Raw genomic sequence first — 20,728 nt, forward strand, 5'->3', positions numbered from 1 at the left:
ATGCCCAGGTAGTGGGACATCCAGTGGGCGGATGCGGGCCCATCGGCCTCCTGCGGATACCATCGGGATGTCTCATCCTGTTCCCTTGTCAACGTCCCGGAAGGGGGCCTCTCGCGTGAGTGTGCTCGACGAGATCATCGACGGCGTCCGCGCCGACCTCGCGGAGCGGCAGGCGCGCGTCAGCCTCGACGAGCTCAAGGAACGCGCGGCCCGCGCTCCCCAGGCGAAGGACGGAGTCGCCGCCCTGCGCGGCGAGGGCGTGACCGTCATCTGCGAGGTCAAGCGCTCCAGCCCCTCCAAGGGCGCCCTGGCCGCGATCGCCGACCCGGCCGCGCTCGCCGCGGACTACGAGGCGGGCGGTGCGTCCGTCATCTCGGTCCTCACCGAGGAGCGTCGCTTCGGCGGATCGCTGGCCGACCTGGAGGCCGTCCGGGCCAAGGTCGACATCCCGGTCCTGCGCAAGGACTTCATCGTCACCTCGTACCAGCTGTGGGAGGCGCGCGCGTACGGCGCCGACCTGGCCCTGCTGATCGTCGCCGCCCTCGACCAGGAGGCGCTCGTCTCCCTGATCGAGCGTGCCGAGTCCATCGGCCTGACGCCGCTGGTCGAGGCGCACGACGAGGAGGAGGCGGAGCGCGCGGTGGAGGCCGGCGCCAGGATCATCGGCGTCAACGCGCGCAACCTGAAGGACCTCAAGGTCGACCGCTCCGTCTTCGAGCGCGTCGCCCCGGAGATCCCGGACCACATCATCAAGGTCGCCGAGTCCGGCGTCCGCGGCCCGCACGACCTCATCGCCTACGCCAACGCCGGCGCGGACTCCGTGCTGGTCGGCGAGTCCCTGGTCACCGGCCGCGACCCGCGGTCCGCCGTCGCCGACCTGGTCGCCGCCGGCGCCCACCCGGCGCTCCGGCACGGACGGAGCTGACCGCACCCGTGTCCGCCGACTGTTCCGCCTTCCGCCCCCGGCCGGGCCTGCGCCCCGCCGGTCCGCGGCAGCTGCGGGACCCGCACGCGCCGCTGGCACGCGGCTGCCGCCCCCGCGGCTGCCGCGCACCCGCCCGCCGCGTGCACGGCCGGCGGGTGCGGTACGTGATCGGCGACGAGCCCGGCCAGGTCAACGGCATGCGATGGCGCACGGGGTCCGCGCAGTAGAGCGAGCCCCGGCCGTCGTCCCCGCCCCACCGGCGGACCCGCACGACCGCACCGCCCGGCCACGGCCGCGGCGGCGCTCCGCTCACGGCGCATACGGTGAACCCACCCACTGCCATGCCGAGGAGCACGTCGAGATGTCGTCCGACTTCTTCATTCCGGACCCGGAGGGTCTGATCCCCAGCGCCGAGGGGTACTTCGGCGCGTACGGCGGAAAGTTCATCCCGGAGGCGCTCGTCGCCGCCGTGGACGAGGTCGCCGTCGAGTACGACAAGGCCAAGGCCGACCCGGCCTTCGCCGCCGAGCTCAACGCGCTCATGGTCGACTACACCGGCCGCCCCAGCGCCCTCACCGAGGTCCGGCGCTTCGCCGAGCACGCGGGCGGCGCCCGGATCTTCCTCAAGCGCGAGGACCTCAACCACACCGGCTCGCACAAGATCAACAACGTGCTGGGCCAGGCGCTGCTCACCAAGCGCATGGGCAAGACCCGCGTCATCGCCGAGACCGGAGCCGGCCAGCACGGCGTCGCCACCGCGACCGCCTGCGCGCTCTTCGGCCTCGAATGCACCATCTACATGGGCGAGATCGACACCGAGCGCCAGGCGCTGAACGTGGCGCGCATGCGGATGCTCGGCGCCGAGGTCATCGCCGTGAAGTCGGGCTCCCGCACCCTCAAGGACGCCATCAACGAGGCGTTCCGCGACTGGGTCGCCAACGTGGACCGCACCCACTACCTCTTCGGTACGGTCGCGGGCCCGCACCCCTTCCCGGCGATGGTCCGCGACTTCCACCGCGTGATCGGCGTCGAGGCCAGGCGGCAGATCCTGGAGAAGGCCGGCCGGCTGCCGGACGCCGCGGTCGCCTGCGTCGGCGGCGGTTCCAACGCCATCGGCCTCTTCCACGCCTTCATCCCGGACGCCGGCGTCCGCCTCATCGGCTGCGAGCCCGCCGGACACGGCGTGGAGACCGGCGAGCACGCGGCGACCCTGACCGCGGGCGAGCCCGGCATCCTGCACGGCTCGCGCAGCTACGTCCTCCAGGACGACGAGGGCCAGATCACCGAGCCGTACTCCATCTCGGCCGGTCTGGACTACCCGGGCATCGGCCCGGAGCACGCCTACCTGAAGGACGTCGGCCGCGGCGAGTACCGCGCGGTCACCGACGACGCGGCCATGCAGGCGCTGCGCCTGCTCTCCCGCACCGAGGGCATCATCCCGGCGATCGAGAGCGCCCACGCGCTGGCCGGGGCCCTGGAGGTCGGCAAGGAGCTCGGCAAGGACGGACTGATCCTGATCAACCTGTCCGGCCGCGGCGACAAGGACATGGACACGGCGGCCCGCTACTTCGGGCTGTACGACACGGACGCGGCGGTCGAGGCCGCCGCGGACAGCGACATCGCGGAGATCGAGGGGGACGCCAAGTGAGCGGCAACATCGAGCTGCTGAACACCACGCTCGCCGCGGCCCGCGCCGAGGACCGGGCCGCGCTGATCGCGTACCTGCCCGCCGGCTTCCCGACCGTGGACGGCGCCATCGAGGCCGTCAAGGCCGTGGTCGCGGGCGGCGCCGACGTCGTCGAGGTCGGGCTGCCGCACAGCGACCCGGTGCTCGACGGACCCGTCATCCAGACCGCCGACGACATCGCGCTGCGCGGCGGCGTGCGGATCGCCGACGTGATGCGCACGGTCCGTGAGGCGCACGAGGCGACCGGCGCGCCGATCCTCGTCATGACGTACTGGAACCCGATCGACCGGTACGGCGTCGAGCGCTTCACCGCCGAGCTCGCCGCGGCGGGCGGCGCCGGGTGCATCCTGCCCGACCTGCCGGTCCAGGAGTCCGCGCTGTGGCGCGAGCACGCGGACAAGCACGGCCTCGCGACCGTGTTCGTCGTCGCGCCCAGCAGCAAGGACGAGCGGCTCGCCACCATCACGGCGGCCGGCTCCGGCTTCGTGTACGCCGCGTCGCTCATGGGCGTCACCGGCACCCGCGCCTCGGTCGGCGAACAGGCCCAGGACCTGGTGCGGCGCACCCGCGCCACCACCGGCATCCCGGTCTGCGTGGGCCTCGGCGTCTCCAACGCCGAGCAGGCCGCGGAGGTGGCGGGCTTCGCCGACGGCGTCATCGTCGGATCCGCCTTCGTCAAGCGGATGCTCGACGCCCCCGACGAGGCGGCCGGTCTCGTGGCCGTCCGCTCGCTGGCGGCCGATCTGGCCGAGGGTGTTCGAAAGCGCTGACGCCGGGCGTAACCCGAATGGGTGGACCTGGGACCGGGGAGGCACGCGAGTGCCTCCCCGGTTCGTTGCTGCGGGTGTGAGCGAGAAGAACCAAGAGGGAAAAAGGGCCGCGCGTGACCGGCTGATCCAGCAGCGCGAGCAGGCGAGGGCGCGCGAGCGCCGCCGCCGCACGCTGATCGTCTCCGCGGCCGTGGTGGGGGTGCTGGGGCTGGCCGCCGTCGTCGGTGTGATCGCGGCGAACACCGGTGGCAAGGGTGACAAGGCCAAGGCGTCAGGTCCGGCCGTCGCGCCGTCCGGGGCTACCGGCAAGGACAGCCTGACCATTCCGGTGGGAGCGGACGACGCCCCGTCCACGCTCACGGTCTGGGAGGACTTCCGCTGCCCGGTCTGCGCCCAGTTCGAGAACGCGTTCCGCGACACGATCCACCAGTTGGAGCAGAGCGGGCAGCTGAAGGTCGACTACCACTTCGCCACGCTGATCGACGGCAATCTCGGCGGCAGCGGCTCGCTCAGGGCGGCCAACGCGGCGGCCTGCGCCCAGGACGTCGGCAAGTTCCCCGCCTACCACGACGTCCTGTACCGCAATCAGCCGCAGGAGTCCGACGACGCCTTCGGTGACAACGGCAAGCTGATCGACCTGTCGAAGAAGGTCGACGGGCTCGACACGCCCGCCTTCCGCAGCTGTGTCGAGGACGGCAAGCACGACGCCTGGGTGCAGAAGTCCAACACCGCATTCCAGAACGGCGGATTCCAGGGCACGCCCACCGCCCTGCTCAACGGCGAGTCGATCTTCCCCAAGAAGGGGAACGAGGCCATCACCGTCGCCAACCTGAAGAAGTGGGTCGCCGAGGCCAACAAGGGCAAGAAGCCGGGCACCGTCACACCCTCCCCGTCGGGCTCCTGAGCGGCGCCCGCCCGGGGGAATCGATGACCGGCTCGTTACCCAGACGTTGTCGGGCGGGTTGCCGTACGTCCCGCCCGGCAGGGTAGCGTCGACGATGCCATGAATCTTGCCTACATCCCCAGCCCGTCGACCGGCGTGATCGATCTCGGACCGATCCCGCTCCGCGGCTACGCGTTCTGCATCATCATCGGTGTCTTCGTCGCCGTCTGGTTCGGCAACAAGCGCTGGGTCGCCCGAGGCGGCAAAGCCGGCACTGTCGCCGACATCGCCGTCTGGGCCGTGCCCTTCGGCCTCGTCGGCGGAAGGCTCTACCACGTCATCACCGACTACCAGCTGTACTTCAGCGACGGTGAGAACTGGGTGGACGCCTTCAAGATCTGGCAGGGCGGCCTCGGTATCTGGGGTGCGATCGCGCTCGGCGCGGTCGGTGCCTGGATCGGCTGCCGCCGCCGCGGGATCCCGCTGCCCGCCTGGGCCGACGCGCTCGCCCCCGGAATCGCCCTGGCCCAGGCCTGCGGCCGCTGGGGCAACTGGTTCAACCAGGAGCTGTACGGCCGGGAGACCGACGTCCCGTGGGCGCTGAAGATCAGCGAGGGCCCCAACCGGGTCGCCGGCACCTACCACCCGACGTTCCTGTACGAGTCGCTGTGGTGCATCGGTGTGGCGCTCCTGGTGATCTGGGCCGACCGCCGCTTCAAGCTCGGACACGGACGGGCGTTCGCGCTGTACGTCGCCGCGTACTGCGCGGGCCGCGCCTGGATCGAGTACATGCGCGTCGACGAGGCCCACCACATCCTGGGCCTGCGTCTGAACGTGTGGACCGCGCTGATCGTGTTCGTGCTCGCGGTGGTGTACATCGTGATCTCGGCGAGGGTGAGGCCGGGCCGCGAGGAGATCGTCGAGCCGGAGACGCCCCAGACGCCCGTGTCCACGGACGCGGCCGATGCCGGGGACGCCGAAGACGGGGAGTCCGGCGAGGACCGGGAGCCCGGCGACGTGAAGCCGGTCGAGTCCGCGTCCGAGGAGGACGCGCCGAAGACGAACGGTGAGGCGGAGACGGCCAAGGGCTGACACCGACCGCACCCACCACTTCGAGGGGCCGCCGAATGATTCGGCGGCCCCTCGTCATGCGCTGCCCGCGGGCGCCAGGTGCCCTCAATCGCCGGACGGGCTCGATTCCGCCAGGGCCAGCGTGCGGTGGGCCTGGGCCACCACCGCCGCGTCGACGAAGCGGCCGTCCGGCAGGGCCAGCGCGCCCGCCTCTTCCCGGGCCGCCTCGACGATCTCGTGCGCGGCCTCCACCTCCTGCGGCGTCGGCCGGAACGCCCGCTCGATCACCGGGAGCTGCCGGGGATGGATCGCCGCCCGGCCGAGGAAGCCGAGGGCCCGGCCGTGGGCGCAGGACGTCCACAGCCCGTCCAGGTCCCGGACGTCCGGGAACACCGACTGGGTGGGCGGGGCGAGACCGGCCGCCCGGGCCGCGACCACCACCCGGCTGCGCGACCAGTCCAGCCCCGTGTCGTCCCGGACCCCCAGATCGGCCCGCAGGTCCGCCTCGCCCAGGGCGATGGAGCGCACCTGGGGATGGGCGGCGGCCACCGTGTACGCGTGCTCGATGCCGAGCGCCGACTCCAGCAGCGGACAGAGCGCGACGCCGGGGGCGAGCGCCGCGATGTGATGGACGGACGCCGCGTGCGTGATCTTCGGCAGCCGCAGCTCGGCGAGGCCCGGCAGCCCCGCCAGGGCCAGCACGTCCGCCTCCGTGTGGACCCGGACGTGGACCGGGGCCGCGGCGGGGGAGGCCGGTGCGGAGAGCAGTTCGGCGGTGGCCGACCGCGCGTACTCCTTGCGGTCGGGGGCGACCGCGTCCTCCAGGTCGACGATCACCACGTCCGCCCCCGAGTCCCGTGCCTTGCGGACCACGTCCGGCCGGTCGCCGGGGACGTACAGCCAGGTCAGCGGGGTCTCGGCGGTCACAGGACACGCTCCGCCCGCAGGGCCGCGATCTCCGGGCCGCTCAGACCGAGGCCGGTGAGGATCTCCTCGGTGTCCGCCCCGTGCGGCCGGCCCGCCCAGCGGATCGACCCGGGCGTCCCGGACAGCCGGAAGAGGACGTTCTGCATCCGCAGCGGGCCCAGCTCCGGGTCGTCGACCTCCGTGATGGAGTCCAGGGCCCGGTACTGCGGGTCCTCCATCACGTCCCGGACGTCATGGATCGGCGCGATCGCCGCCTCCGCCTTCTCGAACGCGGAGATCGCCTCCTCCCGGGTGCGCCGGGAGATCCAGTGGCCGACCGCCTCGTCGAGCTCGTCGCTGTGCTCGGCGCGGGTGGCACCCGAGGCGAACCACGGCTCGTCGATCAGCTCCGCCCGCCCCACCAGACGCATCACGCGTTCCGCGACGGACTGCGCGGAGGTGGAGACGGCCACCCACTGGCCGTCCGAGGTGCGGTAGGTGTTGCGCGGGGCGTTGTTGCGCGAACGGTTGCCGGTGCGCGGCTGGACGTACCCCAGCTGGTCGTACCAGAGGGGCTGCGGGCCGAGCACCGTCAGGATCGGCTCGATGATCGCCATGTCGACGACCTGGCCCTCGCCGGTGCGGTCCCGGCCGGCCAGCGCGGCCATCACGGCGAACGACGTGGCGAGCGCGGCGATCGAGTCGGCCAGACCGAACGGCGGCAGTGTCGGCGGGCCGTCCGGCTCCCCGGTGATCGCCGCGAACCCGCTCATCGCCTCCGCGAGCGTGCCGAAGCCGGGCCGGTGCGCGTACGGACCGAACTGACCGAAGCCCGTGACCCGCACCAGCACCAGCCGCGGGTTGACCGCGTGCAGCTCCGCCGGGCCGAGCCCCCACCGCTCCAGCGTGCCCGGCCGGAAGTTCTCGATGATCACATCGGTGTCGGCGGCGAGCCGCAGCAGGAGATCACGGCCGTCCGGGCAGGACAGGTCGAGGGTCAGATTGCGTTTGTTGCGGCCGAGCAGCTTCCACCACAGGCCGATCCCGTCCTTGGCCGGCCCGTGCCCCCGGGACGGATCGGGCTTGGCCGGATGCTCGACCTTGATCACGTCGGCGCCGAAGTCGCCCAGCACGGTGGCGCAGAGGGGGCCGGCGAAGAGCGTGGCGAGATCGAGGACGCGCAGCCCGGTCAGGGGCGCCTCGCCCGGGGCGCTCATGCGGCGTCGATTTCGCTGCGGTACGGCATGGCGACCGAGGCGCCCGGCTTCTGTACGCAGAGCGCGGCGGCCGACGAGGCCCAGGCGATGGCCTGCGGCACCGGCCGGCCCTCGCCGATCGCCACGGCGAGCGTGCCGACGAAGGTGTCCCCGGCGCCGGTGGTGTCGACGGCGGTCACCTCGGGGGCGGGGAAGTGGACGGTCCGGCTGCCCCGCGCCGCGTACAGACAGCCCTTGGCGCCGAGCGTGATGACGACCGCCGGGACCTGGCTGAGCAGGACCTCGGCGGCCGCGTGCGGTTCGGACTGCCCGGACAGTTCGGCCGCCTCGTGCTCGTTGGGGATCAGCAGGTCGACGCAGTCGAGGAGTTCGGCGGGCAGATCCTGTACGGGGGAGGGGGTGAGGACGGTCCGCACGCCCTGGGCGTGACCGGCCCTGGCCCCCTCGATCACGGCGGACATCGGCAGTTCCAGCTGGAGCAGCAGCAGATCGGCCTCGGCGATCGCGGCGATCTCGCCCGGTCCGAGCGCGGTGACGGTGCCGTTGGCGCCGGAGATGACGACGATCGCGTTGGAGCCCTTGCCGTCCACCACGATGTGCGCGGTGCCGCTGGGTCCCGCGGCGGTGTGCAGCAGGTCGGTGTCGACGCCCGAGTGCTCCAGGTTCTCCCGCATCCGGGCGCCGTACTCGTCGTCGCCGACCGCGCCGATCATCATCACGTCGCCGCCCGCGCGGGCGGCGGCGACGGCCTGGTTGGCGCCCTTGCCGCCGGGAACGGTGCGGAACTCCCTTCCGGTGACGGTCTCCCCGCGCTCCGGGGCCCGGTCGACGTAGGCCACAAGATCCATATTGGTGCTGCCGAGCACCGCGACTCTGGTCATGGGCGGAGTGCCTCCTCGTGGGTGAGCCGGTGGGTCAGATCGGCGAGGGCGTCGAAGCCGACCGAGTCGAAACCGGGGACGGACGTGGCGAGCCGGTTCTTCAGCGGGGTGGTCCACCGCTCGGGCAGCGCGTCCGGCCGCCCGGCCAGCAGACCGGCGAGCGAACCGGCGGTCGCCCCGTTGGAGTCGGTGTCCCAGCCGCCGGACACCGCCCGGCAGACCGAGCCGCTGAAGTCGCCGCCGGCGTGGGTCAGGGCGGCGGCGAGCAGGGCCGCGTTGGGCAGCACATGCACCCAGTGGTACCGGCCGTACGCCGCGTGCAGCCGGTCCACGACCGTATCGAAGTCCCGCTCCTGGCGGGCGGCGGTGATCCCGTCCCGTACGGCACGCGCGAACCGCGAGTGCGCGGGCACCACCCGCAGGCCGGCGGCCAGGCACCCGTGCACATCGGCCTCCCCGCCGGCGGCCTCGGCCAGCGCCGCCGCGGTGAACATCGCGCCGTACACCCCGTTCCCGGTGTGGGTGAGGACCGCGTCGCGGTGCGCCTGTTCCGCCGCGGCGGCCGGGTCGCCGGGGTGGGTCCAGCCGTGCACGTCGGCCCGGATCTGCGCCCCGATCCACTCCCGGAACGGATTGCGGTGGCGGGCGGTGTCCGGTGGTTCGAGACCGTCGAGCAGGTTGCGGTACGCGATCCGCTCGGCGGTGAACGTCCGGCCCGCCGGAAGCTCCTCCAGCCAGAGCCTGGCGAGATCCGCGGTGCTGAACGAGGGGCCGTGGCGCTGGATCAGCAGCACGGTGAGCAGGGGGTAGTTGAGGTCGTCGTCCTCCGGCATCCCGTCGATGTTCTCGGCCAGCGAGGTGGCTGCGGAGCGCCGGTTCCAGGGATAGGTGGCGGCCAGGGCCGGGGGCAGGCCACGGGCGGTGAACCAGGTCCTCAGCGGCCAGTTGCCGGTGGCCCGGGCCAGGGCGCGGATGCCTTCGAGCGGCAGCTTCTCGACCGGTTTTCCCAGCAGACAGCCCGCGGCCCGGCCCAGCCAGGCCGCGTGCAGCCGTTCGCGGTCCACGGCGGCAGGTTCGGTGCGGGGGCGCGGCCACTGCGGGCAGGCGGCCCGGATCGCGTCGATGCCGGTCGGTTCGTCGTCGGCCAGCGGGCTCTCCAGCAGGGCGAGTTCGTCCAGCAGGTGCTCGGCGACCGCGCGCAGCCCGGGCGGGGCCGGGGCAGCGGAGGCGCCCGCGCGGTCCGGCGCGGGCGAGCCGCCGGCCTCGTACCACCGGCGCTCGATGTCCCGCGCGTCCCGCCCGTCCTCGGCCGCCTGCCGCAGCTCGTGCCCGACCAGGTCCTCCGGCTGCACCCAGGTGGCGCGCACCGTGGTGGTCACGGCCGGCCCGCCAGCGCGGTGAAGGCGGCCTCGTGGGTGCGGCGGGCGGCAGTGTCCCGGGCGAACACCTCACGGGCGACGTCCGCCAGGTCGAGTGCCGGGGCGTGCAGATCGAGCCTGCTGGCCTCGCCGACCGTGCGCACCCAGTCCGCCGGGACCGCCCGCTCGCCGTGCAGCGCGCCCGCGATGGCGCCGCTCATCGTGGCGATCGAGTCGCAGTCCCGCCCGTAGTTGACCGAACCGAGCACCGACTGCCGGTAGTCCCCGTCCGCGACCAGCAGCATCCCGAGGGCGACGGGGAGTTCCTCGATGGCGTGCAGCCGGGACGGGCGGCGGGCGCCGAGCGAGGGGGCGCGGTAGTCGGGGCCGACCGTGTCGAAGGGGGCGACGGCCTCCCGCAGCGGGACGATGGCCGTCTCGAAGTCCCGGTGACCGGCGGCCGTTTCGCAGACCGCCTCGATCGCGGCCCGGGTGCCGTCCTTGGCGAGCGACAGGCACGTCCCGACGACGCTCGCGGGCGTCGCCCCCGGCACGCAGGCCGCCGCCACCGCGGCCGCGAAGACACCGGCCGCCTCCCTGCCGTAGCTGGACTGGTGGGCGCCCGCGACATCCAGCGCCTCGGCGTACGCGGCCCGCGGATCCGCCGCGTTCACCAGGCCGACCGGCGCCATGTACATCGCCGCACCGCAGTTGACGATGTTCCCCGAGCCCGCCTCGCGCGGGTCGACGTGGCCGTAGTGCAGCCGGGCGACGATCCACTTCTCGGCGAGGAAGATCCGCTGCAGCGGCAGCGCCTCCGCCTCCAGCTCCGGAATCCAGCGGGGGTTCGAGATCAGCTCCGGCACGAGGTGGTCGGCGACGGAGTACGCGTCGAGATGGCCGCGGACCTTCCCGTACACCCGGACCAGCGCATGGGTCATCAGGGTGTCGTCGGTGACGTGCCCGTCGCCCTTGTGGTACGGGGCGACGGGGCGGGCGGTGCGCCAGTCCTCGCCGGCCCAGGGGCCGACGACACCGGTGACCCGCCCGCCGTGGCGCGCCACGATCTGCTCCGGGGAGTAGCCCTCGACCGGACCGCCGAGCGCGTCGCCGACGGCGGCGCCGACGAGCGCGCCGGCGATCCGGTCATCGAGGGTGGGCGCCGCTGGTGTCGTGGCGGGTGCGGACCTCGTGGGCGCCGTGGGCGCGGTGGATGTCATGTCCGAATTGTCCACCCGGGGGCACCGGTTCCGTGTCTGCGAGCAGCCCGGCGAGTTCGATCAGATCCGTGCCCGCGAAACGGGGCAGCGCACACCCCGCCAGGGTGCGGCACGCCTCGCGCCAGCCGTCGGGCACGGAGCCGACGGAGCCGAGCGCCCCGGTCAGCGCCCCGGCCAGCGCGGGCGCGGAGTCCGCGACCCGGGAGAGGCAGGCCGCCGACGGCACCGCCTGCGCGATCTCGCCGCGGGCCGCGGTGGCCAGGGCGAGGGCGACCGGGACGGTCTCGGCCGCGGCGATCCCGTAGCTGTAGACGTGGTCGACGATCTGATGCTCCAGCACGGGGACGAGGGCGAACGCGCCGGCCTTCTCACCGGCGAAGTCCCGGGCGATCCGGACCGCGTGGGCGGCGTTGCGGGCGATCTCGGTGCCGTCGGGGAGCTGGTCGAGCGCGGCGTTCACCGCGGTGTCCACGTCCGCCCCGCCGAGCGCCTCGGCGATCGCGGCGGCCATCGCCCGCGCCCCGTGCACCCCGTCGCCGTCCTGCGTGTAGCGGGCGTCGAACTCCGCGAGGTCGGCCGCAGCCCCGGGATCGCCGGGGTGCACCACCGCCAGCACGGCGGCCCGCACGCACGCCGCGTCGTCGAAGTAGTGCGGGTTGTCGTGGCCGGTCGCGGGCGGGCGGAGGCCCGCGGCGAGGTTGCCGAGCCCGGCCCGCACCGAGATCCGGGCCCGCAGCGGCAGCACCGCCGACTCCACCTCGGGCGCCCGGGCGGCCGCCGCGGCGACCTCGGCGGCCAGCGCGTTCCACGCCGCGTCGACGGCCGCCCGCATCCGTCGCCCGGGGGAGAGGTCCTGCAGTGCTCCGGCCGCGGAGGTGAGCACCGTCCCGGCGGCGAACGCCGCCCATTCGGCGTCGTCGGACGGGCCGAGCCGCAGTGGCTCGGGCGGCTGGTTGAGCGCGATGGGGACCGGCAGTGTGGTCGTCGCGTTCTGCTCGGCGAAGGTGTCCAGCTCGCGGGTCAGCCGCCGGGTCCACTCCGGCATCCGGGCGGCCCGGTGCCGCGCGGCCGGCCACCCGGCGGCGTCCCCGGCGGCCAGCCCGAGCAGCAGCCCCTCGATCCTGGCCCGGCGCCCGGTGGAGTCCCGGGCCGGAGCGGCGGCACCGGGGTGCGTGGTGGGGGAGGTGCGGTTCGCCGTGGTCATCGTCCCGCCACCGTTCCGGCGCCGTCCGCGCCCAGGCCGTCCGCCCCGTCCGTCGCCGCCACCGGCCCCGGCCCGTCCGGGTCCTCGGCAGGGTCGTCCGTCTCGTCCGGTGTCAGCAGTTCCGCGATGTCCAGCACGTGGTAGCCGCGCATCGACGGCAGGCAGCTGCCGCGGACCGGGCCGATCGCGTCCGCCCAGTTGCGCGGGATGGCGGACGCCCCGTGCAGCGCGCCGGCCAGGGCGCCCGCCACCGCTGCCGTCGTATCGGCGTCGCGGCCCATGTTGACCGCGGTCAGCACCGCCGTACGGAAGTCGCCGCGTGCCGCCGCGAACGCGCCGAAGGCCAGCCCCACCGCCTCCGGTGCCAGGTCCGTCCACGGATATCCGCCCACGACGACGGCCGACCGCACCGCCCGCTCCATCGTCAGCCGGTCGGGATACGGGCGCTGCGCCGCCGTCACCGCCCGGCGCAGCGAACGGGCCGTCCACGAGTCCATCGGTACGACGGAGAGCGCGGCGGCGATCATGGAGGTGACCCCGGCCCCGGTCATCGCGGCCGCCACCCCGGCCGCCACCGCCTGGCCGCCGTAGATGCCCTCGCCGTCATGGCTGACCCGGCCGTCCACCGCGACCAGCCGGGCCGCCTCGGCCGGCCGGCCCGCCGCGAAGACACCGAAGGGCGCCGCCCGCATCGCGAGACCGTCGCTCCAGGCGTGCCGGTGCTGGGCGGAGATGGGGGCGGCCAGGCCCCGGCGCAGGTTCTCCAGCGTGCCCCGTTCGCTGAAACCGGCGCCGCGGAACGGTCCCTCGTCCAGATCGGCGATCCACAGGTGCCAGGCCCGCTCGACATGCGTGACGGTCAGCGCGGAGCCGTGCCGGGCCAGCAGCAGACCGGAGAAGATCGCGTACTCCGTGTCGTCCGTCCCCGCCGGGTCGTCGCTCACGAAGCCCTCGATCCGGCCCCAGCGGCGGCGGATCTCGGAGGGCCGCATGTTCTCCGCCGGAGCGCCCAGCGCATCGCCGACCGCGAGCCCCAGGAGCGCACCCCTGGCCCGGTCGGCGGCGCCGCCCCGGGCCACGCCGGCAGGGCCCGGAGCCCCGCGCACCGCCGCCCGCGCGCCGTCCGTCCGCCGCTCTGCCGGATTTCCTGCGATCAGCTCCATCGCGTCGACCCTTCGCTCGTGCCGAGCCAGTTCTCGTACCTGTGGGATCTGTGCCACGCGGAGCCCCGACAGAGGCCGGTAATCACTACAAAAGGGCCACTCGGATGACGCCCTTCGGACAGCAAGGCAAGCCGTACCTACCTGGTCACACAGGGTGGTAAGTACGGCCTGCCTTGCTGGCAGGAGCCGTTTTTCGTGCGTACTTTCGAGGGTGTCGAGGGGCCGGGGCGGGTGAAATCCGCTGCCGGAGAAGGGGAGAGCTGTGTCCATCATCGAGACCGACGCCGTACTGCACGAGGCGCACCGGGACAACCACACCCACCGGGATGTGAACGGCGGCTGGCTGCGCCCCGCGGTGTTCGGTGCCATGGACGGGCTCGTCTCGAACCTCGCCCTGATGACCGGAGTCGCGGGCGGGGACGTCTCGCACCGCACCATCGTGATCACCGGACTGGCCGGACTGGCCGCCGGCGCCTTCTCGATGGCGGCCGGCGAGTACACCTCCGTCGCCTCGCAGCGCGAGCTCGTCGAGGCCGAGCTCGACGTCGAGCGGCGGGAGCTGCGCAAGCACCCCAAGGACGAGGAGCGGGAGCTCGCCGCGCTCTACGAGTCCCGCGGGGTCGAGACCGGGCTGGCCCGCGAGGTCGCCCGGCAGCTGTCGCGCGACCCGGAGCAGGCCCTGGAGATCCACGCCCGCGAGGAGCTGGGCATCGACCCGGGGGACCTGCCGTCGCCGCTCGTCGCCGCCGTGTCCTCGTTCGGCGCCTTCGCGCTGGGCGCGCTGCTCCCGGTGCTGCCGTATCTGCTGGGCGCGGACGCGATGTGGCCGGCCGTGCTGCTCGCCCTGGCCGGGCTCTTCGGCTGCGGCGCGGTGGTCGCCCGGGTCACCGCCCGCAGCTGGTGGTTCAGCGGGCTGCGGCAGCTGGTGCTGGGCGGCGCCGCCGCCGCGATCACCTACGGCCTGGGCGCCCTGTTCGGGGTCGCCGTCGGGGGCTGAGCCCCGGAGCGGCGATGTCCCGCGGCCACGTGCACCCTCCGGTGCACGTGGCCGTAACGTGTGTGCCATCCGTGTGACGTACGTCCTGATCAGCGCCACTGGGCGGATCGGGCGTACGCGACGTAAAATGAGACTCTATGCAGGGCTACACATAAGTAGTCGTTACCCGGCGGTTTCGTTTGCTTTGCCGCCGGGCATGAGCCGTAGACACCGCAGGCAACGACGCCTGCTCTCTGCGGTCTCCCGGGCGCCGATCCTCCGACTGCGACCCACCTCACCGTCACGACGGTGTCCGTATGTTGGAACGAGCTATCCGCTTCTTGAGAAGCGTCCCATCATGTAATCTGCACGAAATTTCGCAGAGGGCCAACGTCGTCCCTCGGCACTGCATATGCCACGACGACGACGGGAGAGCCGATGCGCACCGACGCCTGGTCGCCCATGGACGGTCGCCCCGCCCAGCAGGGGATGTACGACCCCCGCAACGAGCACGACGCCTGTGGTGTCGGTTTCGTAGCCACTCTGACCGGTGTGGCCGGCCACGAGCTGGTCGAGCAGGCGCTGACCGTACTGCGCAACCTCGAACACCGAGGCGCCACCGGATCCGAGCCCGACTCCGGTGACGGAGCCGGAATCCTGCTCCAGGTCCCGGACGCCTTCCTCCGCGAAGAGGTCCCCTTCGACCTCCCCGAGGCCGGTGCCTACGCCGTCGGCATCGCATTCCTGCCCGCGGACGACTCCACCGAGGCCGTCCGCAGTCTTGAGAAGATCGCCGCCGAAGAAGGCCTCAAGGTCCTCGGCTGGCGCGAGGTCCCGGTCACCCCCGACATCCTCGGCAACGGCGCCCGCGCCACCATGCCCGAGTTCCGCCAGCTCTTCGTCGCGGACGGCGAGAGCAGCGGCATCGTCCTGGACCGCAAGGCCTTCGTGCTGCGCAAGCGCGCCGAGCGTGAGACCGGGGTCTACTTCCCGTCGCTCTCCGCCCGCACGATCGTCTACAAGGGCATGCTCACCACCGGGCAGCTGGAGCCGTTCTTCCCGGACCTCTCCGACCGCCGCTTCGCCACCACGGTCGCGCTGGTCCACTCCCGCTTCTCCACCAACACCTTCCCGAGCTGGCCGCTCGCCCACCCGTACCGCTTCGTCGCGCACAACGGCGAGATCAACACGGTCAAGGGCAACCGCAACTGGATGAAGGCCCGCGAGTCCCAGCTCGCCTCCAGCCTCTTCGGTACGGAGCAGCTGGACCGGATCTTCCCCGTCTGCACCCCGGACGCCTCCGACTCGGCCTCCTTCGACGAGGTCCTGGAGCTGCTCCACCTCGGCGGCCGCTCGCTGCCGCACTCCGTCCTGATGATGGTGCCCGAGGCGTGGGAGAACCACGCCTCGATGGACCCGGCCCGGCGCGCCTTCTACCAGTACCACTCCACGATGATGGAGCCCTGGGACGGCCCGGCCTGCGTCACCTTCACCGACGGCACCCAGGTCGGCGCGGTCCTCGACCGCAACGGTCTGCGCCCCGGCCGCTACTGGGTCACCGACGACGGCCTCGTCGTCCTCTCCTCCGAGGTCGGCGTCCTGGACATCGACCCCGCCAAGGTCGTCCGCAAGGGCCGCCTCCAGCCCGGCAAGATGTTCCTCGTCGACACCGCCGAGCACCGCATCATCGAGGACGACGAGATCAAGGCGTCCCTCGCCGCCGAGCAGCCCTACCAGGAGTGGCTGGAGACGGGCGAGATCGAGCTGGAGGACCTCCCCGAGCGGGAGCACATCGTGCACACGCACGCCTCCGTCACCCGCCGCCAGCAGACCTTCGGCTACACCGAGGAAGAGCTCCGCGTCCTCCTCGCCCCGATGGCCCGCACCGCCGGCGAGCCGCTCGGCTCCATGGGCACCGACTCGCCGATCGCCGCGCTCTCCGCGCGCCCCCGGCTGCTCTTCGACTACTTCACCCAGCTGTTCGCCCAGGTCACCAACCCGCCGCTGGACGCCATCCGCGAGGAGCTCGTCACCTCGCTGCACTCCACGCTGGGCCCGTCGGGCAACCTGCTGGAGCCGACCGCCGCGTCCTGTCGCAGCGTCACGCTCCCCTTCCCGGTGATCGACAACGACGAGCTGGCCAAGCTCATACACATCAACGCCGACGGCGACATGCCGGGCATGAAGGCCGCCACGCTCTCCGGTCTCTACCGGGTCGGCGGCGGCGGTGAGGCGCTGGCCGCGCGGATCGAGGAGATCTGCACCGAGGTCGACGCCGCCATCGAGGACGGCGCCCGCCTGATCGTCCTGTCCGACCGGCACTCCGACGCCGAGCACGCGCCGATCCCGTCGCTGCTGCTCACCTCGGCCGTCCACCACCACCTCATCCGCACCAAGCAGCGCACCCAGGTGGGCCTGCTGGTCGAGGCCGGTGACGTCCGCGAGGTCCACCACGTCGCGCTGCTGATCGGCTACGGCGCCGCCGCGGTCAACCCGTACCTCGCCATGGAGTCCGTCGAGGACCTGGTCCGGGCCGGCACCTTCATCGAGGGCATCGAGTCCGAGCAGGCCATCCGCAACCTGATCTACGCGCTGGGCAAGGGCGTCCTGAAGGTCATGTCCAAGATGGGCATCTCCACCGTCGCCTCCTACCGCGGCGCCCAGGTCTTCGAGGCCGTCGGCCTCGACGAGGACTTCGTCGACCAGTACTTCAACGGCACCGCCACCAAGATCGGCGGCGCCGGACTCGACGTCGTCGCCAAGGAGGTCGCCGCCCGGCACGCCAAGGGCTACCCCGCCTCCGGCATCTCCGCCTCGCACCGCGCGCTGGAGATCGGCGGCGAGTACCAGTGGCGCCGCGAGGGCGAGCCGCACCTGTTCGACCCGGACACGGTCTTCCGCCTCCAGCACGCCACCCGCAACCGCCGGTACGACATCTTCAAGCAGTACACGGGCCGGGTGAACGAGCAGTCCGAGCGCCTGATGACGCTGCGCGGACTCTTCGGCTTCACCTCGGACCGCGAGGCCGTCGACATCGACGAGGTCGAGTCCGTCTCCGACATCGTCAAGCGCTTCTCCACCGGCGCCATGTCGTACGGCTCGATCTCCCGCGAGGCGCACGAGACCCTCGCCGTCGCCATGAACCAGCTGGGCGGCAAGTCCAACACCGGCGAGGGCGGCGAGGACGCCGACCGGCTCTACGACCCGGCACGCCGCTCCTCCATCAAGCAGGTCGCCTCCGGCCGCTTCGGAGTCACCAGCGAGTACCTGGTCAACGCGGACGACATCCAGATCAAGATGGCGCAGGGCGCCAAGCCCGGCGAGGGCGGCCAGCTGCCCGGCCACAAGGTCTACCCGTGGGTCGCCAAGACCCGGCACTCCACCCCGGGCGTCGGTCTGATCTCCCCGCCGCCGCACCACGACATCTACTCCATCGAGGACCTGGCTCAGCTGATCCACGACCTCAAGAACGCCAACCCGGCGGCCCGCATCCACGTGAAGCTGGTCTCCGAGGTCGGTGTCGGCACGGTCGCCGCCGGTGTCTCCAAGGCGCACGCGGACGTCGTCCTCATCTCCGGCCACGACGGCGGAACGGGCGCCTCCCCGCTCACCTCCCTGAAGCACGCGGGCGGACCCTGGGAGCTCGGCCTCGCCGAGACCCAGCAGACGCTGCTGCTCAACGGCCTGCGCGACCGCATCGTCGTGCAGACCGACGGCCAGCTCAAGACCGGCCGCGACGTCGTCATCGCCGCGCTGCTGGGCGCCGAGGAGTTCGGTTTCGCGACCGCGCCGCTCGTCGTCTCCGGCTGCGTCATGATGCGCGTCTGCCACCTCGACACCTGCCCGGTCGGCATCGCCACCCAGAACCCGGTCCTGCGCGACCGGTTCTCCGGCAAGGCCGAGTACATCGTCAACTTCTTCGAGTTCATCGCCCAGGAAGTCCGCGAGATCCTCGCCGAGCTCGGCTTCCGGACGATCGAGGAGGCCGTCGGCCACGCCGAGCTGCTGGACACCGACCGTGCGATCACGCACTGGAAGGCCCAGGGCCTCGACCTCGCCCCGCTGTTCTACGTCCCCGAGCTGGCCGAAGGCGCCGTCCGGCACCAGATCGCCGAGCAGGACCACGGTCTGGCCAAGGCCCTCGACAACGAGCTGATCAAGCTCGCCGCCGACGCCCTGAACGCCGACAGCGCCGAGGCCGCCCAGCCGGTCCGCGCGCAGATCGCGATCCGCAACATCAACCGGACCGTCGGCACCATGCTCGGCCACGAGGTCACGAAGAAGTTCGGCGGTGCGGGCCTGCCCCAGGACACCATCGACATCACCTTCACCGGTTCCGCGGGCCAGTCCTTCGGCGCCTTCCTGCCCAGCGGTGTGACGCTGCGCCTGGAGGGCGACGCCAACGACTACGTCGGCAAGGGCCTCTCCGGCGGCCGCGTCGTCGTCCGCCCGGACCGCGGCGCCGACCACCTCGCCGAGTACTCCACCATCGCGGGCAACACCATCGCCTACGGCGCCACCGGCGGCGAACTGTTCCTGCGCGGCCGTACCGGTGAGCGGTTCTGCGTCCGCAACTCCGGCGCCACCGTCGTCTCGGAAGGCGTGGGCGACCACGGCTGCGAGTACATGACCGGCGGACACGCCGTCGTCCTCGGCGAGACCGGACGCAACTTCGCGGCCGGCATGTCGGGCGGCGTGGCGTACGTCATCGACCTGGACCGCGACAACGTCAACGTCGGGAACCTCGGCGCGGTCGAGGAGCTCTCCGACAGCGACAAGCAGTGGCTGCACGACGTCGTGCGCCGCCACCAGGAGGAGACCGGATCCACGGTCGCCGAGAAGCTCCTCGCCGAGTGGGACAGCGCAGTTGGCGGCGTGTCCCGCTTCAGCAAGATCATCCCGTCCACCTACAAGGCAGTGCTCGCCGCCAAGGACGCCGCTGAGCTCGCCGGTCTCTCCGAGCAGGAGACCACCGAGAAGATGATGGAGGCGGCGACCAATGGCTGACCCCAAGGGCTTCCTGACCACCGGCCGCGAGGTCGCCACGACCCGCCCCGTCGGCGAGCGCGTCAAGGACTGGAACGAGGTCTACGTTCCGGGCTCGCTGCTCCCGATCATCAGCAAGCAGGCCGGCCGCTGCATGGACTGCGGCATCCCGTTCTGCCACCAGGGCTGTCCGCTCGGAAACCTCATCCCCGAGTGGAACGACTACGCCTACCGCGAGGACTGGACCGCCGCGTCCGAGCGCCTGCACGCCACGAACAACTTCCCGGAGTTCACCGGGCGGCTCTGCCCGGCCCCGTGCGAGTCGGCGTGCGTGCTCGGCATCAACCAGCCGGCCGTCACCATCAAGAACGTCGAGGTCTCGATCATCGACCAGGCGTGGGACCGCGGCGACGTGACCCCGCAGCCGCCCGAGCGCCTCTCCGGCAAGACCGTCGCCGTCATCGGCTCCGGCCCGGCCGGACTCGCCGCCGCCCAGCAGCTGACCCGGGCCGGCCACACGGTCGCCGTCTACGAGCGCGCGGACCGCATCGGGGGACTCCTCCGGTACGGCATCCCCGAGTTCAAGATGGAGAAGTCGCACATCAACCGCCGCATCGAGCAGATGCGCGCGGAGGGCACCAAGTTCCGCACCGAGGTCGAGGTCGGCAAGGACGTCGACGCCGCGAAGCTGCGCCGCCGCTACGACGCCGTCGTCATCGCCGCCGGCGCCACCGTCTCCCGCGACCTGCCCGTCCCGGGCCGTGAGCTGAACGGTGTGCACTTCGCGATGGAGTACCTGCCGCTCGCCAACAAGGTGCAGGAGGGCGACCTGACGGTCTCCCCGATCACCGCCGAGGGCAAGCACGTCGTCGTCATCGGCGGCGGCGACACCGGCGCCGACTGCGTCGGCACCGCCCACCGGCAGGGCGCGGCCTCCGTCACCCAGCTGGAGATCATGCCCCGCCCGGGCGAGGACCGGAACGCCAACCAGCCCTGGCCGACCTTCCCGATGCTCTACAAGGTCACCTCCGCGCACGAGGAGGGCGGCGAGCGGGTCTACTCCGTCTCGACCACCCACTTCGAGGGCGACGAGGACGGCAACGTCCAGGCCCTCCACCTCGTCGAGGTGGAGTTCAAGGACGGTAAGCTGGAGCAGAAGCCCGGCACCGAGCGGTCGATCCCCGCACAGCTGGTCACCCTCGCGATGGGCTTCACCGGCACCGACCAGGCCAACGGCCTGGTCCAGCAGTTCGGTCTGGAGCTCGACGCCCGCGGCAACGTCGCCCGTGACGACGACTACGCCACCAACGTCGACGGCGTGTTCGTCGCCGGTGACGCCGGCCGCGGCCAGTCCCTCATCGTGTGGGCCATCGCCGAGGGCCGCTCCGCGGCCCGCGGAGTGGACCGCTTCCTGACCGGAGCCAGCGCACTGCCGGCCCCGATCCGCCCGACGGACCGTTCCCTGATGGTCTGACACGGCA

Annotated in this window: 16 protein-coding genes; 9 read left to right on the forward strand and 7 right to left on the reverse strand. The window is 72.6% G+C overall.

Going from position 1 to position 20,728, the window contains the following annotated elements; genetic code table 11:
- Nucleotides 1–115 precede the first annotated feature (115 nt).
- The 6 genes from trpC to lgt all read left to right on the forward strand — a co-directional run bounded on the left by trpC (nucleotide 116) and on the right by lgt (nucleotide 5,357).
- On the forward strand, nucleotides 116–925 hold the full coding sequence (gene trpC / locus OG521_29440; protein ID WUW24666.1) for an indole-3-glycerol phosphate synthase TrpC: 810 nt from the start codon (nucleotides 116–118) through the stop codon (nucleotides 923–925).
- Nucleotides 926–972: 47 nt separating this feature from the next.
- Nucleotides 973–1,152 carry a tryptophan synthase subunit(beta) gene (locus OG521_29445; GenBank protein WUW26843.1) on the forward strand — a complete coding sequence of 60 codons (180 nt, stop codon included), beginning with the start codon at nucleotides 973–975 and terminating at the stop codon, nucleotides 1,150–1,152.
- A gap of 134 nt (nucleotides 1,153–1,286) precedes the next feature.
- On the forward strand, nucleotides 1,287–2,573 hold the full coding sequence (gene trpB, locus OG521_29450) for a tryptophan synthase subunit beta (protein ID WUW24667.1): 1,287 nt from the start codon (nucleotides 1,287–1,289) through the stop codon (nucleotides 2,571–2,573).
- Entirely contained in the window at nucleotides 2,570–3,382 is an 813-nt protein-coding gene (gene trpA, locus OG521_29455) for a tryptophan synthase subunit alpha (GenBank protein WUW24668.1), read from the forward strand. Before trpB ends, trpA begins: the two co-directional genes overlap by 4 nt.
- A gap of 76 nt (nucleotides 3,383–3,458) precedes the next feature.
- On the forward strand, nucleotides 3,459–4,286 hold the full coding sequence (locus tag OG521_29460) for a thioredoxin domain-containing protein (GenBank protein WUW24669.1): 828 nt from the start codon (nucleotides 3,459–3,461) through the stop codon (nucleotides 4,284–4,286).
- Between the two features lie 99 nt (nucleotides 4,287–4,385).
- Nucleotides 4,386–5,357 (forward strand): prolipoprotein diacylglyceryl transferase, encoded by a 972-nt coding sequence (gene lgt, locus OG521_29465; protein WUW24670.1) that lies wholly within the window; start codon nucleotides 4,386–4,388, stop codon nucleotides 5,355–5,357.
- Between the two features lie 84 nt (nucleotides 5,358–5,441).
- Here the strand turns inward: lgt and OG521_29470 are convergent, their stop codons facing one another.
- Genes OG521_29470 through OG521_29500 form a run of 7 tightly spaced genes read right to left on the reverse strand, consistent with a single transcriptional unit; the run spans nucleotide 5,442 to nucleotide 13,285 of the window.
- Nucleotides 5,442–6,263 (reverse strand): CoA ester lyase, encoded by an 822-nt coding sequence (locus OG521_29470; protein ID WUW24671.1) that lies wholly within the window; start codon nucleotides 6,261–6,263, stop codon nucleotides 5,442–5,444.
- Nucleotides 6,260–7,459 (reverse strand): CoA transferase, encoded by a 1,200-nt coding sequence (locus tag OG521_29475; protein WUW24672.1) that lies wholly within the window; start codon nucleotides 7,457–7,459, stop codon nucleotides 6,260–6,262. The genes OG521_29470 and OG521_29475 overlap by 4 nt, the downstream gene beginning before the upstream one ends.
- Nucleotides 7,456–8,340 carry a ribokinase gene (gene rbsK, locus OG521_29480; GenBank protein WUW24673.1) on the reverse strand — a complete coding sequence of 295 codons (885 nt, stop codon included), beginning with the start codon at nucleotides 8,338–8,340 and terminating at the stop codon, nucleotides 7,456–7,458. Before rbsK ends, OG521_29475 begins: the two co-directional genes overlap by 4 nt.
- Nucleotides 8,337–9,719, reverse strand: a complete 1,383-nt coding sequence (locus tag OG521_29485; GenBank protein WUW24674.1) for an ADP-ribosylglycohydrolase family protein — start codon at nucleotides 9,717–9,719, stop codon at nucleotides 8,337–8,339. Before OG521_29485 ends, rbsK begins: the two co-directional genes overlap by 4 nt.
- A complete protein-coding gene (locus OG521_29490; GenBank protein WUW24675.1) occupies nucleotides 9,716–10,918 on the reverse strand; it encodes an ADP-ribosylglycohydrolase family protein in 1,203 nt (400 codons plus the stop codon). The genes OG521_29485 and OG521_29490 overlap by 4 nt, the downstream gene beginning before the upstream one ends.
- Nucleotides 10,845–12,122, reverse strand: a complete 1,278-nt coding sequence (locus tag OG521_29495) for an ADP-ribosylglycohydrolase family protein (protein WUW24676.1) — start codon at nucleotides 12,120–12,122, stop codon at nucleotides 10,845–10,847. Before OG521_29495 ends, OG521_29490 begins: the two co-directional genes overlap by 74 nt.
- Entirely contained in the window at nucleotides 12,119–13,285 is a 1,167-nt protein-coding gene (locus tag OG521_29500; protein ID WUW24677.1) for an ADP-ribosylglycohydrolase family protein, read from the reverse strand. The genes OG521_29495 and OG521_29500 overlap by 4 nt, the downstream gene beginning before the upstream one ends.
- Nucleotides 13,286–13,547: 262 nt before the next feature.
- Here OG521_29500 and OG521_29505 point away from each other — a divergent pair, with 262 nt between their 5' ends.
- The 3 genes from OG521_29505 to OG521_29515 all read left to right on the forward strand — a co-directional run bounded on the left by OG521_29505 (nucleotide 13,548) and on the right by OG521_29515 (nucleotide 20,721).
- On the forward strand, nucleotides 13,548–14,282 hold the full coding sequence (locus OG521_29505) for a VIT1/CCC1 transporter family protein (protein WUW24678.1): 735 nt from the start codon (nucleotides 13,548–13,550) through the stop codon (nucleotides 14,280–14,282).
- Between the two features lie 417 nt (nucleotides 14,283–14,699).
- A complete protein-coding gene (gene gltB, locus OG521_29510) occupies nucleotides 14,700–19,268 on the forward strand; it encodes a glutamate synthase large subunit (protein WUW24679.1) in 4,569 nt (1,522 codons plus the stop codon).
- Complete coding sequence (locus OG521_29515) at nucleotides 19,261–20,721, forward strand: glutamate synthase subunit beta (protein ID WUW24680.1); 1,461 nt, start codon at nucleotides 19,261–19,263, stop codon at nucleotides 20,719–20,721. The genes gltB and OG521_29515 overlap by 8 nt, the downstream gene beginning before the upstream one ends.
- Nucleotides 20,722–20,728 lie beyond the last annotated feature (7 nt).

The organism is Streptomyces sp. NBC_01463 (assembly GCA_036227345.1).
Taxonomy (GTDB): Bacteria; Actinomycetota; Actinomycetes; order Streptomycetales; family Streptomycetaceae; genus Streptomyces.

Coding starts and splice junctions, on each gene's coding strand:
- trpB (WUW24667.1), top strand. CDS start 1,287: ATGTCGTCCGACTTCTTCATTCCGGACCCGGAGGGTCTGATCCCCAGC.
- gltB (WUW24679.1), top strand. CDS start 14,700: ATGCGCACCGACGCCTGGTCGCCCATGGACGGTCGCCCCGCCCAGCAG.
- lgt (WUW24670.1), top strand. CDS start 4,386: ATGAATCTTGCCTACATCCCCAGCCCGTCGACCGGCGTGATCGATCTC.
- OG521_29500 (WUW24677.1), bottom strand. CDS start 13,285: ATGGAGCTGATCGCAGGAAATCCGGCAGAGCGGCGGACGGACGGCGCG.
- OG521_29490 (WUW24675.1), bottom strand. CDS start 10,918: ATGACATCCACCGCGCCCACGGCGCCCACGAGGTCCGCACCCGCCACG.
- OG521_29495 (WUW24676.1), bottom strand. CDS start 12,122: ATGACCACGGCGAACCGCACCTCCCCCACCACGCACCCCGGTGCCGCC.
- rbsK (WUW24673.1), bottom strand. CDS start 8,340: ATGACCAGAGTCGCGGTGCTCGGCAGCACCAATATGGATCTTGTGGCC.
- OG521_29475 (WUW24672.1), bottom strand. CDS start 7,459: ATGAGCGCCCCGGGCGAGGCGCCCCTGACCGGGCTGCGCGTCCTCGAT.
- OG521_29515 (WUW24680.1), top strand. CDS start 19,261: ATGGCTGACCCCAAGGGCTTCCTGACCACCGGCCGCGAGGTCGCCACG.